The organism is Parablautia muri (genome assembly GCF_009917485.1).
In the GTDB taxonomy this organism is placed as follows: domain Bacteria; phylum Bacillota; class Clostridia; order Lachnospirales; family Lachnospiraceae; genus Suilimivivens; species Suilimivivens muri.
Window position 1 is genome coordinate 54,998 of record NZ_QZDT01000017.1, and the last position, 15,819, is coordinate 70,816.

10 protein-coding genes are annotated in these 15,819 nt (G+C 44.9%); all 10 read right to left on the minus strand.

The features are described 5' to 3' along the window. Positions 1-16 precede the first annotated feature (16 nt). Positions 17-2,218, minus strand: a complete 2,202-nt coding sequence (gene htpG, locus D5281_RS11695) for a molecular chaperone HtpG (RefSeq protein ID WP_330584977.1) — start codon at positions 2,216-2,218, stop codon at positions 17-19. 347 nt (positions 2,219-2,565) lie between these two features. Further along, complete coding sequence (locus D5281_RS11700) at positions 2,566-3,621, minus strand: peptidylprolyl isomerase (protein ID WP_160560383.1); 1,056 nt, start codon at positions 3,619-3,621, stop codon at positions 2,566-2,568. Beyond that, positions 3,618-5,021 (minus strand): NAD(P)/FAD-dependent oxidoreductase, encoded by a 1,404-nt coding sequence (locus D5281_RS11705; protein ID WP_160560384.1) that lies wholly within the window; start codon positions 5,019-5,021, stop codon positions 3,618-3,620. The genes D5281_RS11700 and D5281_RS11705 overlap by 4 nt, the downstream gene beginning before the upstream one ends. Positions 5,022-5,140: 119 nt before the next feature. After that, complete coding sequence (locus tag D5281_RS11710; protein WP_160560385.1) at positions 5,141-7,747, minus strand: AAA family ATPase; 2,607 nt, start codon at positions 7,745-7,747, stop codon at positions 5,141-5,143. Between the two features lie 93 nt (positions 7,748-7,840). Beyond that, positions 7,841-9,076: a peptidase T gene (pepT, locus tag D5281_RS11715; protein WP_160560386.1), complete on the minus strand. Its 1,236-nt coding sequence runs from the start codon at positions 9,074-9,076 to the stop codon at positions 7,841-7,843. 44 nt (positions 9,077-9,120) lie between these two features. After that, a complete protein-coding gene (locus D5281_RS11720) occupies positions 9,121-11,010 on the minus strand; it encodes a hypothetical protein (protein ID WP_160560387.1) in 1,890 nt (629 codons plus the stop codon). Between the two features lie 165 nt (positions 11,011-11,175). After that, positions 11,176-11,718: a ferritin-like domain-containing protein gene (locus D5281_RS11725; protein WP_160560388.1), complete on the minus strand. Its 543-nt coding sequence runs from the start codon at positions 11,716-11,718 to the stop codon at positions 11,176-11,178. Between the two features lie 202 nt (positions 11,719-11,920). Continuing rightward, on the minus strand, positions 11,921-13,876 hold the full coding sequence (locus tag D5281_RS11730; protein ID WP_160560389.1) for a M56 family metallopeptidase: 1,956 nt from the start codon (positions 13,874-13,876) through the stop codon (positions 11,921-11,923). Next, positions 13,873-14,277 carry a BlaI/MecI/CopY family transcriptional regulator gene (locus tag D5281_RS11735; RefSeq protein ID WP_160560390.1) on the minus strand — a complete coding sequence of 135 codons (405 nt, stop codon included), beginning with the start codon at positions 14,275-14,277 and terminating at the stop codon, positions 13,873-13,875. Before D5281_RS11735 ends, D5281_RS11730 begins: the two co-directional genes overlap by 4 nt. A 199-nt stretch (positions 14,278-14,476) precedes the next feature. Continuing rightward, positions 14,477-15,619: an exonuclease SbcCD subunit D gene (locus tag D5281_RS11740; RefSeq protein ID WP_160560391.1), complete on the minus strand. Its 1,143-nt coding sequence runs from the start codon at positions 15,617-15,619 to the stop codon at positions 14,477-14,479. Positions 15,620-15,819: the final 200 nt, after the last annotated feature.

Here is a 15,819-nt window from a genome sequence, read left to right on the forward strand (position 1 = left end):
GGGTTTTCGCATTGCTTTATTTCGTAAGCAACATCATGATATCATTGGTTCTGGCTACAAATTTGCTCATCGCCTCCGGTTCAAGAGGCGCATGTTGCAGAAGCGCAAGATCGTAAAGCTGTTCGCATATCATATTTACATTGTTTCCTTCCGTATTGTCCATCACGTACTGGACAAGGGGATGGTTGGCGTTTAGAATCAGGGTTTCCCCTTCTTTTCCCAGGCCGCCCATATCCATACCCGGCATGGAATACATCTTCATCATATCCTGCATTCTCCTGCTCTCCTCGGAGAGGGTAATCATGGAGGATATCTTTTTGTTTTTCAGCTTTTCAACCTTAATGGTGATCTTATCTTTTTTAAGGGCCTTCTTCATTACCTTGCCGATAGCCTCAGCTGCCGCCTCAAGCTCCTTTGCCGTCTTCTTGTTGGTTTTCGCTCTGAAGATGTCCGTAAGGTCCGCATCAATTCGCTGGAATTTGATGCCCTCGTTCTTTGCTTCTAACTGAGAGATGAAAGGCTGGTCAATGTTATGGGTAAGAATCACAGCATCCATCTTGGCAGCCTTAAACATGCTGATATACTGTCCCTGCTGCTTCTCATCTGTTACATAATAGATGACCTTCTCCTTCTTTTCTTCTTCCTCTCCATCTTCTTCGTCATCATCGGCTCCTGCATCCTCAGTGATCACATTGCCATCGGCATCCACCACCTCTGCGTCTGTGACCTCCTCAGCCTTACTTTCCTGACCGTCATTGTCTTCCTGCGTCCGGCCGTCTTCTTCCTTACGGTCTTCCTCATTCTGACTATCATCCTTTTCCTGACCCTGTGGCGCTCCGCCCTCCTGGGCATCCTTTGCCGGCCCATCTTCTGTCTCGTCCGGGTCTGTCTTGCCCACTTCCAGGCACTCGGGAAGTGTCAGATATATGCCGTCCAGATTCTTAAACAGAATGTAGTCTGTCATTTTCTCGCAGAACTTATCGTCCCGCAGGCATCCATATTTGATAAAGGGACTGATGTCATCCCAATATTTCTCGTATTCTTCCTTTTCCGTCTTACACATGCCGGAAAGCTTATCGGCAACCTTCTTTGTGATGTAATCGGAGATTTTCTTTACAAACCCGTCATTTTGCAGCGCACTTCTTGACACGTTAAGAGGCAGATCGGGACAGTCGATCACACCCTTAAGCAGCATCAGAAATTCCGGGATAACCTCTTTGATGTTATCCGCAATAAATACCTGATTGTTGTAAAGCTTAATCACGCCTTCAATGGACTCATACTCCATATTGATTTTCGGGAAGTACAAAATACCCTTTAAGTTGAAGGGGTAATCCATATTCAGATGTATCCAGAACAAAGGCTCCTTGTAATCCATGAATACCTTACGGTAAAATTCCAGATATTCTTCTTTGGTACATTCATTGGGATGCTTCATCCAAAGAGGAGTGGTCTCATTTAAAAGCTCTGGACGTTTGATAATCTTATATCTTAATTTGTCCTCCTCTTTCTCCGGTTTGATTTCCTCCACCACCGTATCCGTATCTAACTTCTCGTCCGCATCAATGGTCTGGGTGTCCGTGGTGTTTTCCTTGGAAAGATAAATCTCCGTAGGCATGAAGGAGCAGTATTTCTTTAAGACCTCCCTTGCCTTGTATTCATTACAGAACTCTAACACGTCCTCGTTTACAAAAAGGGTGACAGTGGTACCAACCTCTGTCCGCTCCCCTTCCCGCATATCAAATTCCGTGCCTCCGTCACATTCCCAGTGAACCGGCCGGGCGCCTTCCTGCCAGGATAAAGAATCAATATGCACTTCATCCGCCACCATGAACGCAGAATAAAATCCCAAACCGAAATGACCAATAATCTGGTCTTCATTGGTCTTATCCTTATACTTTGCAATGAAATCCGTTGCTCCTGAAAAAGCAATCTGGTTGATATATTCTTCCACCTCATCTGCGGTCATACCAACGCCGTTATCAATGAATTTAAGAGTCTTAGCCTCCGGGTTGACCATGATTTGAATCTTTCCTTTGTAGTCATCCGGCAGGGAATATTCTCCCATCATGTCCAGTTTTTTAAGCTTGGTGATGGCATCGCATCCGTTCGACACCAGTTCCCTGAAAAAAATGTCATGGTCCGAATACAACCATTTCTTGATAATCGGGAAAATATTTTCACTGTTAATTGATAAGTTTCCGTGTTTTTCTGCCACGATCATTCACTCCTTTTTCCTGATAAATTTCCTTTTTGTTTACAGACTCACATCTTTTACTAAAACAAAGTGTAATTCCCTTTTTCCCAAAAGTCAAGAAAAAATTAGCACTCATTTAGAATGAGTGCTAATAATTCCTTAAAAACCTTGTATTTTCAAGGGTTTTGTAATTCTAAAATTTTTATAAATTGAATATTGATCATACCCTTATGGAAAATCCCTCATGGATACCGGACGGAACATCGCTGCCTAAGGTATCTACTTCCGTGAACCGGACGCCCTTTACCGGCCATTTTATTTGATTGCATATTACCGGGATATCCGCTTTCGTATCGTTTTGATTATTTTTAGTTAAAATATTGGTTATAAATATCAAAAAAATCCTTTGTGGCTACTTCCTCATTCTCAATAAAGGAAACTGTCTCCCACAGCTCCTCATTCAAAGACCTGGCCAGAGACGTTACAAAAACATCATACTCCTGTCCAAAAACTTCCTCCCGCCTTTTTTCAACGATTTTTACCTTGTTTGCATCGGTCTCCTCACGGTTAAAGGTACTGATGCAGCGGATGATGTGGTAACCGTCTCCTGCCTCTACAATATCGCTGATTTCACCGGTTTCCAGATTAAAAGCCGCCTCCTCATAGGTCGGCTCCATTTCCCCCTTGCCAAAGGAGATGGTTCCTTTTTTTCCCTCGCTGTAGGTAATCAGCAAATCCTCAAAGTCGCTGTCTTCCTGCCTGGCAAGCTCTAAAATTTCCTCCGCCTGCTGCTTAGCCTGCTGCTTTTCACTTGCATCGTATTCTATCCTCTTTCCGGTTCCATCCATGGAAAAGGTTTTAATCAAAATATCCTGGACGGTGATGGTTCTTGCCTCATCATCGCTGATTTCCGGATTGATATCTTTGATAATAAATTCATATACCTTGTTTGCAAGGGCAAATTCCGCATAGAGGTTAAAAATAGTATCCTCCGTCACCTGCATAGACTCCCGCTCCGCTTGGTTCAGCGTCCCAAAGTATGCGCCGGCTGCCTCCCTGACCATCTTAAGCTCTGCCTCATCCAGCTCAACTCCATGCTGCTGGGCTAAAAGATTCATGGTCTTGATCTGGGCAAGCTGGGCAAGCACCGTATCCTTCACGCTCTCCTCCAGGGTAATGTCATTTAAACCTGTTTTCCAGATTTCCTTCCCGTATACGCTCTCATACTGATCCTGGGTGTTGGTAAGATAAACCAGCACCTCCGGCAGCGTGCAGGACATAGTCTCTATCCGGAAAACTTCATCTTTCCTGAAACCGGTGGTGAGCACAAGCTTTGTATCTGCATTCACATCCCCGCATCCATATGCGGTAAAAATGAGCATACCGCACAAAAGCACAATTATCAGCCTTTTTCCTTTCCTCATGCTTCTAAGGCCCTCAAGATGCTTCTGGCAGCGCTGATTCCGTTGGCGGATGCCTGCTGCAGTCCCCTGGTCACACCGGCGCCGTCTCCGATTGCACGAAGCCCTTTTATACTGGTTTCAAACTCTTTATTCACAACCACCTTATTGGAATAAAATTTCACTTCCACACCGTAAAGCAGGGTCTCATCTGCGGCAATGCCCGGCGTAATCTTATCAAGAGCAAGCAGCATCTCCTCAATATCTACCATAATCCGGTGGGGAAATACCAGCGATAGATCCCCCGGTACCGCATCCTTTAAGGTGGGTATTAAATTATTCCGGCAAAGTCGTTCCTCCGTGGTTCTTCTGCCCTTCCTGAAATCTCCAAAGGTCTGCACCAGTATTTTTCCTCCGCAGAGCATGTTGGAAAGTCTGGCAATGTGCTTTCCATATTCAATAGGCGTTTTAAAGGGTTTGGTAAAATTTTTACTTACCAGTATGGCAAAATTTGTATTGTCTGTTTTGTAATCCTGAGACTTGTAGGCATGGCCATTTACCACTGCAAGGCCGCCTTCATAGTACTCTGTTGCCACTTCCCCAGAGGGATTTGTACAAAAGGTTCTCACCTTGTCGTCAAAGGTAGGGGTATAGTAAATCAGCTTTGCCTCATAGAGATTTTCATTTAAAAACTGCATCACCTCATCCCGAACCTCCACACGGACCCCGATATCCACAGTTCCCGGCGTGGTCTCTATACCGATTTCCTCACATTTATGCTTAAACCAGTCTGCACCCTCGCGTCCTACTGCCGCTACAATCTCGCCTGCATAAAAGCACTCGCCCTTCTGGGTCTTGATTCCCACGGCTCTGCCATCCTCCACCAGGATTTCCTCTACCATCGTATTAAAAATAAGCGTAACTCCCTCAGCCTCCAAATGATGCTGAAGCTTTTCGTAAATCTTATAACCTTCTTCCGTTCCCAGATGCCGGATAGGACACTCTACCAGCTTCAAATTAGCATTGATTGCCTTTTTACGGATCTCGCGGATTTCCGCCTGCTTATCCACCCCATAAACGATGGCATCTGCGCCAAATTTTAAATAAATATCATCAGACTCTTTTATAAGCTCCTGGGTTTTTTCATAGCCAAGGATAGTGGGTAAATTTCCTCCCACATCCGGTGAAAGAGAAAGCTTTCCGTCTGAAAAAGCTCCTGCTCCCGCAAATCCTGTGGTAATGGAGCAGGGCTGACAGCCCACACATTCTTTGGTCGTGCGCTTCGGGCACTGCCTTTTTTCGATGGAGCGTCCTTTCTCTACAAGAAGCACCTTTAAATCCTTATTTTTATTTACTAACTCATAAGCACAGAAAATGCCGCCCGGACCTGCGCCAATGATAATCACATCAAATTGATTTCCCATATACTTGCCTCCATACTTCGCAATTTACCGTTTCTATACCTTCTATATATTCCATCTCAAACTTGTTTTGCAGCCGAAAGATACACGAAATCATTCCTTTCAGGGATGGCCTCTGTCTTTTAGGATAGCACAACATGCGCCCTACTTCCAGCATTTGTTTTTTCTATTTGTATCTGGTTTCCTATTTTTTCTCTTAGCTCCGGAACATGGGAGATAATGCCAATCAGCCTGTCCTTTTCCACCAAACTTTGCAGTGTAAGGCATGCCTGCTCTAAGGATTCGCTGTCCAGGCTTCCAAAGCCTTCATCCACAAACAATGCCTCCACCTTAAGTCCCCCGCCTGCGGACTGCACCACATCACTCATGCCAAGGGCTAACGCCAGAGAAGCCTTGAACATCTCTCCTCCTGAAAGGGTTTTTATGGAACGGTATTTACCTGTATAATAATCCATTACTTCTATTTCAAGGTTATCCTTGCTTCTGCCGTCATTGACTTCTTCCGCCCGCTTCAGTTCATACCTTCCGCCGCTCATAAGGCGCAGCCTTATATTGGCAGCCACCAGAATGTCCTCAAAGTAGGAGGCCAGCACAAACTGCTCAAAAACCAGTCTCTTTTTATTATTTCCGTTTGCCGCATCATCTAAATCCTTGAAAAGGCTGTAGCGCTCCATGAATTGTTCAAGCTGCCCCTGCTTTTCTAAAAGAGATGCAATTCCTCTTTTCACACTCTGCAGCTTATTTTCCAAAGCAAGGTGCCTATCAAAGAGCTCCTTTCCTTCCTGCCTGGCCTTTTGAAGCTGCCGGGATAAAATTTCTGCATCCTCCGGCTTTGCATTTCCCACTTCTTCTGTCAGATGCCCAATCATCTGGCGGCAGAGATTGCAGTCTTGTCTGTACCTTTCAATTTCGCTGCGAAGCCGAGACATTTCTTTCTCATCCGCAAGCGCCTTCCGGTAAGCTTCCTCCCCCATAAACCCCACTTTTTTCATCTTTTCCTGAAAATCATCCGTAAGCTTCTCTTTCTTTTCACATGCTGCTAAAAGTTCCTTTTTCCGCTTATCCAGCGCGTCTTTCTTTTCCTGAATCAGGACAAGTCTTTGCTCGCATTGTTTCATCTGTTTTTCAAAATCTTCTTTGCTGTGCTCTGCAATATAGCTGGCTGCCAGATCACTTCGTTCTTCTCTCTTTTGCTCTAAGGAACCGACCTTCTGCGCCATTTCCTCCAGCCGGCGCTTTAATTCGGTGGTATGTGCCATGCAGGCGGCGGTTTCTCCATGCAGTTTTACACATAATTTTTGTTTTTTCTCATAGTCCTTTTTCAGACTTTTCACATTTTCTTCTGAAGGAAGTGTATCGGCACTCACTGCCGGAGAAGGGTGATGGACGGAGCCGCACACCGGACAAGGCATGCCCTCCGCCAAATTTTCTGCCAATATGCCTGCTATTCCATGTCTGTAAGCCCGCTGGGCTTTCTCATAAGAAGCCTTGGCCGCATCTTCCTCCTGCTCTGCTGCCAGATAATTTTTCTGCAGCTTGCCAAGTTCCTTTTCCTTCCCAGCATATCTTTTCCCCTCTTGTTCCAAAGCCTGTCTGGCTTCCTGGTAGTTTTTCTCCTCCTCATAGCCAAGGGCAATCTCCTGCCGTCCTGCGTAAAAGGCCGCCTTCCCATCTCTTTCCTGTTCCAACCTTTTGATATCCTCAAAAGAAGCGGCTATTTCCTTTTCCATCGCACATACATCGTTCTTTGCCGCTTCCACCTTCATATCCGCCAGCCGCAGCCCGGCAGCCTTTTCCTGGAGCGTTAAAAGCGCCTCCTTTTCCTTCATCTCCTCCTGCCTTTGAAGTAAATTTCCCCAGCGCTGTTTTTCTTTTTCCAGTTTTTCATAGAGACTATGGATTTTTTCATTTTCTGCCACCTGTGCATTGAGCTTTTGCACCAGCCCTTCGTTTTGGGTGTAGGCGTTTCGGCTCTCCTGCCACCTTGCCTTCCATTTTTCCTTTTCTTCCTCCAAAAAAGCAATGACGCCCTCATAAAAATAACTGTCACTGCGCTCTAAAGGAATACCGTCCCGGATGAGCATTTCGATATCCCCATCCATTTTGTGGCGGCATTCCATCACCTTTTTATATACGGTTCCTGATCTTGCTTTAAGGCAGGCAGCCATTTTTTCGTATAAATCCGTACCAAAAATCTCCCGGAAAATTTTTGTCTTTTCAGAAGGCGGGGCTGACAGAAGCTTTGCAAACTCCCCCTGGGCAATCATGGACAATTGCTTAAACTGACGGTAATCCAGCTTTAAAAGCTCCTGCACTTTCCGGGTCACCTCACTGCTCCCCTCAACACTCACCCCATCCGGCCCGGTAAATACAGCCTTTTCTCTTTCTTTGGTAAGGGAGGTACTATCCTTCCCTCCCCGCTTTTTAGGCCGCAGATATTCGGGATTTCTGTAGATTTGATATTCCTGTCCGTTATGGGTCATATAAAGTTCCACATAAGTAGGCATATCCGCCCCGGCAAAGTCACTGCGCACGCTGGCCTTTTCCCGGATGCTGCCGCTCATATTTCCGTATAGGGCGTAAGTGAGAGCATCAAAAACAGTGGTCTTCCCCGCCCCGGTTTGTCCCGTTATCAGGAAAAGCCCTCTCGCCTTAAATCCTGTGAAATCAATTTCCTGTTTTTCCCGGTAGGGGCCCCAGCCACAGAGGATGAGTTTGACAGGCTTCATCGTTATACCTCCTGCATACCACAAGCTATGTTTGCGATACTGCCGCCAATCAGGCATTTTCTTCCTTCATGGGCCATAAAAAGTCCTTGTATTCTACAAAGGACTACCGTATTTAACCGCCAGCTTAATCAAAAGCTCTGTCACCTTCTCCATAGACTGAACACAGGCATATTCAAAACGGCTGTGATAGTTGGCCCCTCCTGTACAGAGATTCGGGCAGGGAAGTCCCATATAAGACAGACGTGCCCCGTCAGTTCCCCCACGGATCGGATTCACTTTGGGCTCTGCCCCCAATTCTTTTAATGCGGCGGCTGCGTTTTCCATAAGATGGCCATAAGGTGCAAGCACCTCTTTCATATTGTAATAGGAATCCGCAACGATAGCCTCCACCGTTCCTTCACCATACTTTAAATTCAAAAACTGTGCACATTTTACGAACAACGCCTTCTTTTCCTCAAATAAGGATTTATCGTGGTCGCGGATAATGTACTCTGCAGTCGTTTTCTCCACATTTCCACTAATGCTGTCCAAATGAAAAAATCCCTCATACCCTTCCGTATACATAGGATTTTGGAATACGGGCAAAAGGCTCTGGAATTCCTGGGCTACTAAGACAGCATTAATCATCTTTCCCTTGGCACTGCCCGGGTGAACGCTGCGGCCATGTACAATCAGCTTTGCCCCAGCAGCGTTAAAAGTTTCATTTTCCAGCTCTCCTAATTCTCCTCCGTCTACCGTAAACGCAAAATCTGCTCCAAACAATTCCACATTAAAATGGTCTGTTCCCTCCCCGATTTCCTCATCAGGTGTAAATCCCAGCCGGAGTTTCCCATGCTTTATTTCCGGATGGGTAAGCAGATACTCCGCCATTGCCATAATTTCGGCAACACCGGCTTTATCATCGGCTCCTAATAATGTGGTGCCGTCCGTAATAATTAAATCCTGTCCCTTCAGTTTTTTAATCTCCGGGAAATCTGCTGTCCGCAGCACAATATTTTTTTCTTCGTTCAGCACAATGTCCTGACCGTCATACTGCTCTACGATTCTGGGTTTTACACCTGCGCCGGTTACTGCCGGAGATGTGTCCATATGGGCAATAAATCCCAGTACAGGCACTCCTTCACATCCGGCCGAAGCCGGAACGGAAGCATAAACATAACAGCACTCCTTATCATAGGTAATCTCATCCGCTCCCATCTCCTCAAGCTGTCTTACTAACAGTTTCGCAAGATTATGCTGCTTATCTGTGCTGGGCGTTACACCGCTGTTTTCGTCAGATTGTGTGTCAATTACTGCATATTGCAGAAAATTCCAGATTGTCTTAGTCATACATTTTCCTCTTTTCTTCTAAATATTTTCGCTTTCAGAATTCACTAAAATTCCTTTGCCTTTACAAACCGCATCCCATTACTTTCCTCTACCACTTGGTATAAACAGCCATACGCAAATCCTTCTCCATCCAAAAAAGATTCAAAAAGTTCTTCTCCGTTTCCCTTTAATGCATCCACATACAAAAAACCCGCATGGGCGTCTCTGAGTGCATTTACGATATCCTCACTTCTCATCGCTGCCGCATCCACATTCCCATACATCACCGACACTGGGGCTGCCTCAAAGTTTATATAGGTATTCCGCACCCAGCTTATATCCGAAGCATCTCTTAAATACAACACTCTCCCGATACTTTCCCTTTTCCCTGCGCCTGCTCTTTGCAAAAAAGCTTCGGCGTCTTCATCTATCACTTCCCTCCGTTCTGCTATCACATCGTTCACATCTTCCTTGTAACCAATCAGTCCGCGGTATGCGCCCATATGATCCGTAGTCAGGAAAACAAATGCCATACACACAATAGCTCCCACTTTGGACTTTGCGCTGTTCAACACATAATACCCCAATAAATACAAGCCTCCTATCGTAAAAGGCGCCCCGTATCTTTCAATGGATGATACCATTCCAAAAGGCTCCAGATATTGCGTTTCTACTGCAAATATGGTCAAATGCCCAATAAGATTAAAGGCATAAAACAGCGCTCCTGAAAGAGCAAAAAATATGCCTGTATAAATCGTCACTTCCCGTTCCAACACATGAAACTTGTAAATCAGGTATAAAAATAAAAGCAAAAGCAAATATACCCCCAAAGGGCTTAAATCCACTGCTGCGGTTTTCCACCTGTGAAGGGGCCAGCTCAGAAACGCTTCCACAAATGCCTTCACCATATCCCCCTGATAAGCCGGGATGTTCATTCTTCCTGTGGCCATCTTAAGCGCTGTCCCTGTAAGCTTCGCTACCCGCCTGTTGATAACACAAAAGCCAAGCCATGAACCTTCCGTTAAAACAGGAAGCAAAATAACCGTCAGGATTCCCAGCCTGTCCGCCTTCCTGCCTTCTTCTCCTTTTTCTTTTCCCTCCTGCTTTTTTCGCCACAGATGCTGATAGCCGCAACTGAATATTATGCCAAAAGCCGCCCAGATAAAGCCTGTATTTTTGCACAAAACCAGCACCATCAGAAATAATGCCTGTCTTCCATAGTAAAAAAATCTGTCCTGGTTTTTATCTGCTACAGCAGTCAAAAAAGCGCCGTAAATCAGTGCCATAGTTAAATCCGCACAGCACCCATCCAGCCAGAAAGCCTCCGCCACTGCGGGAAAAAGCCAAAGAGCAACCGCTCCCAAAGACATCACAAAGACATTTCTCTTTTTCATGGTTTTAAGCAGGGGAAAAAGGAAAGCAAGGTTCATAAAGTAATAGCCTGCAAACATCAATCCTTCCTGAAATTCCTTGGGGTAGAAATGCAAAAACCACCACTTCATCATCTGCGTACCTGGCGGATAATCCCCAAACTCCGCCGCCACATTGGCATACTTATGGGCAAATCCATTTAAATAAAAGATAGACTTTACGTCCGTTGCCCAAAAATTATAATCGTCCCACCAGCTTACCGCCTTGCCTCCTACACATATACAGACCACGATAGCCATGAAAAGCGCTGTCAGCGTGCTTGCACGAAAAAGCTCTCCCCGCACAAAGCTCATTATTTCCTTACGCTGTTCCTTTGTCTTTTTCGCCAAAATAAAGAGCGTGGCTATCAGTCCTGCTGCCGCAATATAATCAGAGAAAGACAACGCTCTGAAGAAAGAGAGCAGATAAAGCCCAAGTACCAGCAGGGAACATCCCACCGGAAATGCCTCCACAAACCGCACTTTAAATTTCCATGTAATATATAAGATTAAAATGAGAAATGCTTCTACCTGAAATGTAACCATCTAAAATAATCCCTCGTTTTTCATACTTCTGCCTTACCATCATTCTTTCAGATGCACTGCTATCATACCACAAAAGCCCTGGGTAAAGCAAATACGTCCGGCCACTGCACAAGTGCAGCAAACGGACGTATCATAATCATACATCTTCCCTGACAGCAGATTCCCTTATCTATCGTTTTTTAAAGCCTTAAGCAGAAAAATATGATATTCCTCATCTAAAATAATTCTCCTCAAAACAGCATTTACACAATCGTCATTTATCATATTGATGTGCATTTCGTACTGGCGAATCGCCTCTTTTTCCGCTTCTATGTCGGCTGCCAGCATTTTATCAACCCTTTCAGGAATTGACAAATACTCCGGTGTCCACAGCTTTGAACAGCCGTTACTGGTTTTTGCAGAAAAATCAATAATTCCTCCCAAAAGGACAATCAGCTCTCCAAGTTTTTGCAGATGCATCATTTCCGCCATAGCAATCCCAAGAAGTGTCCTGGCCATAGAACATCTTTCAGCGCAGATGCGATTTTCATTGTTGATATACTGCGTAATCGCGGACAGCTCCGATACAAAACCACAGTAATCCACACTGAGCAAATCCGCATAATCCCTGTTTCTTCTCTGCACCTTGATTTCCGGATAAGGCAAATCCACCATAATCGGCTTCAAGCCGGCAAAACTACAGTTGTTTGTCAGACATCTTTCTTCCATACAAATTCTCCATACTGTCAAACCCTTGCAAATTGGGGTGTTCACATTAACTTGTCATTGAAAAGTTTATTTTTGACAGTATTTTCCCCTAAAGCATATTCTTAATAGATAATATACTTTGATTTTTACATTCTGTTACAAGAAAAATGTTTCAAAAAAACCATGTGAAGACGCAGCAGGAAATGTCCAATCAGGACTGCTATTATGGTATATACTGCTCCACAATACTTTTAATCTGTCCGTCCTCCAACTCAAAGATCCACAAAACCGGATACTCCATTTCTGTCAGATAATCGGCAAATTCATTTTCACTGAGTTCTATGGTTGGATCATAATGGTTTTCCAGAATAAAAAACGTACAGTCCTCATGAAGCGGATATGTAATGTCCTCACCTTCCGCATCCACTATCTCAAAGCCAGCGTCCTCATTATATTCCGGCTTCCAGTACTCGCTTCCTACTGTTGCCCAGATCTGCTCGTCTATCGTCACAAAACCATTATCAAATGCGGATATATATCCATCCACCATAGCCGCCGGCGCTATTACCGCAAAGGTATCTGCAATCACTGGCAGCTCCCGTCCCCATCCTTCTTCCGCTTCCGCCGGATAACAGTACTCTATCCACCATATATTATCGCCATCCTCATACAGTCTGGTTTTGTATATGATTTCTTCCTCCTGCCTTACAAACTCGCCATTTTCTTCCTCATAACCATCATTTTCCAAAAGCTGCTCCACATCTATATCATAATCTTTCTCAAAACAGGCTGCCCAAAGCCGGACATTTTCGTTGGCTACGGCCTGCCACGTAGCCGCCTCTTTTTTCTGCCATTCTCCATCAGGCAGATAAAAAGAAAACTCGTGATATATCGTTTGGTCAACCACAAGCGTTGCCTGCTTTTCTTCTGGCTCTCCTTCCTTCATAATGGTGAGTACTCTTGTATTTTCTGCCACAGCCTCTTTGCCGGAAACATCCTCCTGTAAGACATCTTCATTCCCTGTCCCATCTTCCGGCTCGTTTGAGCTTGATACACTTGCATCTTCTTCCGGCAGACTGCCATTTTCCGTCTGCAAAGGTATGCCTTCCACCTGCTCCTCCAGGTTTTCTTTTCCCACAGAACATCCTACCAATGTTCCCAGGCTGATTGTCAAAACAGCAGCAAATAGAAGTAAAACAGCTCCATTTCTCTTGCGGGTTTTTATCAGAATATTTTGAAAGCGCTTCTGCATAATCTGCTTTTCTCCGTAAAACTGTGTCGATAACAGCTTTCTTTTCGCACATTGCTTGCTAAGTGTAGATAAGAGTGTTTCCGTATAAGCCTTCCGTGTGGCATAATCTGCGTCCTGTGTAACCCTTTCATCACAGGACAATTCCATATCAACCTCCGCCTCTTTTTGCATAAACCAGATAAGCGGATTAAACCAATGCACCGCATTTGCCATTACAAAAAGCAGTTTTAGACACACATCTTTGCGTTTTAGATGTACCATCTCATGTTTTAGGATGAAAAACAATTCCTCCGGGCTATACTGTTCATCCGGCAGAATCAAAACATGCCGGAAAAAGCCCATCACCATGGGGCTGCCCGCCCCGGAATATTTCATAACATGGACTGTGCATTTTATATGCAGTTCATGCTTTAATGCAAGCATCATTAGTAAAATATCGGTATCCTTTATGGTCACTCCCCTCTTTGCCACCTGACTTTTATAGCGTAAATAGCTGAGTAGATGGACAGACAGGAACAATAAGACGCCAAACATCCAGCCATAAGCTGCAAGGTCAAGCATGGTAATGCCACTGCTGCTTTTTTCAGCTTGAGCCGCAATTGGCGATGTCATTTGCGCTGGTAACTCAATTACAATCGCTCTGGGAACTGTGCCCTGCTCCGATAAATTGGGCGGACTATCTGCATAAGCCTTTTCAAGCGCCGCCTCAGTTTGTGCCATGCTCTGTGACAATGTGCGGATAAAAGACGCTCCATCCGCCACGTTATAAGGCATCACCAGGCGCAGTGCAATTAATATCCAAATCCAATACTTCCACTTTGCTGCATAACGCTTCATGAAAAGTGGTGTAAGAAGCAGAAGGAGAAGAATGATCAAACTGGTTGATATCGAAATTTCCAAAAAGGAAAGGAAAAGCTCTGCTATCATCTTTCGCCCTCCCCGGAATTGTCCGCTTCTATTTCATCCAGAAACCTTCTAAGTTCCTCCACATCAGAGTTTTTGATTGCCTTATTGCTGTACAGTGTGGCTATCATATTCTGTATGGAATTATTATAGAGCTTTTCTAGAAAATGCTTACTCGCCCCTGTTTTATATTCATTTTCCGGAATCATCGCAGTGTATAAATTATTTCCTGTTGAGCGGTCGCAGATAACAAAGCCCTTGTCGGAAAGCCGTGTCAGGGAAGTCATTAAGGTAGAAAGCTGCCATTTTCTTCGTCCTTGTAATTTTTTGAGGATATAATTTGAAGTGACAGGATTTTCACTGTCCCAAATCACCTGCATAATTTCCAATTCTGCCTCGCCCAGCTTTTTTAGAATATTTCCCATGTAAATCCTCCATGCTGCCAACACCTGCCAATTTGGGCGTCAGCATTTCACAGTATGCGCCTTCGTTATACGTTTGTGTAACATATTATACACTTGTATAACAGCTTTGTCAATTACGATTTACTTTCTCTGTGCTGTTTTATCATTGCTTAGACATGTGACGATTTCCGGCAAACAATTGTGAAGGGAAAACGATCCTTTATCCTTCCAGCTCCTTTATCACATCCACCACCAATTCCCTGCCATCTTCTGAAAGCGTATCTTCCCGCACAGTCTTATAAAAAGCTTCAAAGAGCGCCAGGGCATCCCTTTTCTTTGCAAGCATCCGGTTCTGCCCGGATTGTTCCGTCCCATTACCAGATAAATGGATATCTTCCCTCACAATCTGCATCACATTGGGGTACACACTGCGCAGGGTACCAATCGGGTCAATCAACTCTCCTTTATCCGTCAGCAGGGCCTGTATATAATCCTGCTGCCCGCCATCTGCTTTCAAGCCTGCTTCAAGCAATTTTTTTAAGGTTCCCTTTATTTTCCTCATTTCGCGCAAGGGCCGCAGCGGCAGCTGTTTTACCTCCCTTTGGCCCTTCCCATCCAGTGTAACCAAAAGCGCTGCCTTCACCTGCTCACATTCCCCAAAGGAATATTTAAGCGGCGAACCTGCATACCAGATTGGGTGCGTGCCTATTTGCTGGGGTTTGTGAATATGTCCCAGTGCTACATAATCAAAGCCCTGAAAGACAGATGCATCCACATTGTCAAGCCCCCCAACATGTATGGTGCTCTCACTATCCGACAGTTCCGGTTCCCATCCGGCATCCGTCACAAAAAAATGTGTCACAAGAACACGGTTTTTCTCTATCTCCAAATTTTCTTCCTGCCAATAGCGCACAAGCAAACGCTCCACCGCCTCCTGGCTTGTCCTTGCCCCCACCTGGGCAGGTTTTACAAAAGGCAGAAGAACAAATTCCGTCTCACAATCTTTTTCCTTCACCCTGACTTTGACAGGTATGTCCTTTAAGGTTCCTGCAATATGTACTCCCTGCTTACCAAGCAGACTTTCCCCGAAGCTGATGCGTTCCGGTGAATCATGGTTCCCACTAATCATAATGACCCGTATACCTGCATTGGATAATTCCGTCAGAAAGCTGTCAAATAAAACAACTGCCTCCCCAGGCGGAATGGACCGATCATAAATGTCTCCGGCAATCACCACCGCATCCGCCTGATTTGCTTTTGCCATGCCCATCATCTGTTCCAGGATAAACCTCTGGTCTTCCAGCATAGAAAAGTCATTCACTATTTTTCCTATATGCAAATCTGCAATATGTAAAAACTTCATCCGTACCTCCATACAAATGATAGGGTTTCCCTGATTTTAAGTATCTCCATAGATCCTTTCGTAATTAAAGTATACAAAAAAACACCCCAGGCTGCAACTTGCCAGGATCTTATAAACGGTAACGTGAGATGACGGCGTTACGATTCACCGCCTGGAAGCCGCTCATAGTAACATTCGGGGCGATGTTCTCCCCTCACACC

Excerpts from the sequence above, each read along its gene's own strand:
- D5281_RS11725 (WP_160560388.1), bottom strand. The coding sequence starts at position 11,718 with ATGGAAGAAAGATGTCTGACAAACAACTGTAGTTTTGCCGGCTTGAAG.
- D5281_RS11720 (WP_160560387.1), bottom strand. The coding sequence starts at position 11,010 with ATGGTTACATTTCAGGTAGAAGCATTTCTCATTTTAATCTTATATATT.
- pepT (WP_160560386.1), bottom strand. The coding sequence starts at position 9,076 with ATGACTAAGACAATCTGGAATTTTCTGCAATATGCAGTAATTGACACA.
- D5281_RS11710 (WP_160560385.1), bottom strand. The coding sequence starts at position 7,747 with ATGAAGCCTGTCAAACTCATCCTCTGTGGCTGGGGCCCCTACCGGGAA.
- D5281_RS11730 (WP_160560389.1), bottom strand. The coding sequence starts at position 13,876 with ATGATAGCAGAGCTTTTCCTTTCCTTTTTGGAAATTTCGATATCAACC.
- D5281_RS11705 (WP_160560384.1), bottom strand. The coding sequence starts at position 5,021 with ATGGGAAATCAATTTGATGTGATTATCATTGGCGCAGGTCCGGGCGGC.
- D5281_RS11700 (WP_160560383.1), bottom strand. The coding sequence starts at position 3,621 with ATGAGGAAAGGAAAAAGGCTGATAATTGTGCTTTTGTGCGGTATGCTC.
- D5281_RS11735 (WP_160560390.1), bottom strand. The coding sequence starts at position 14,277 with ATGGGAAATATTCTAAAAAAGCTGGGCGAGGCAGAATTGGAAATTATG.
- D5281_RS11740 (WP_160560391.1), bottom strand. The coding sequence starts at position 15,619 with ATGAAGTTTTTACATATTGCAGATTTGCATATAGGAAAAATAGTGAAT.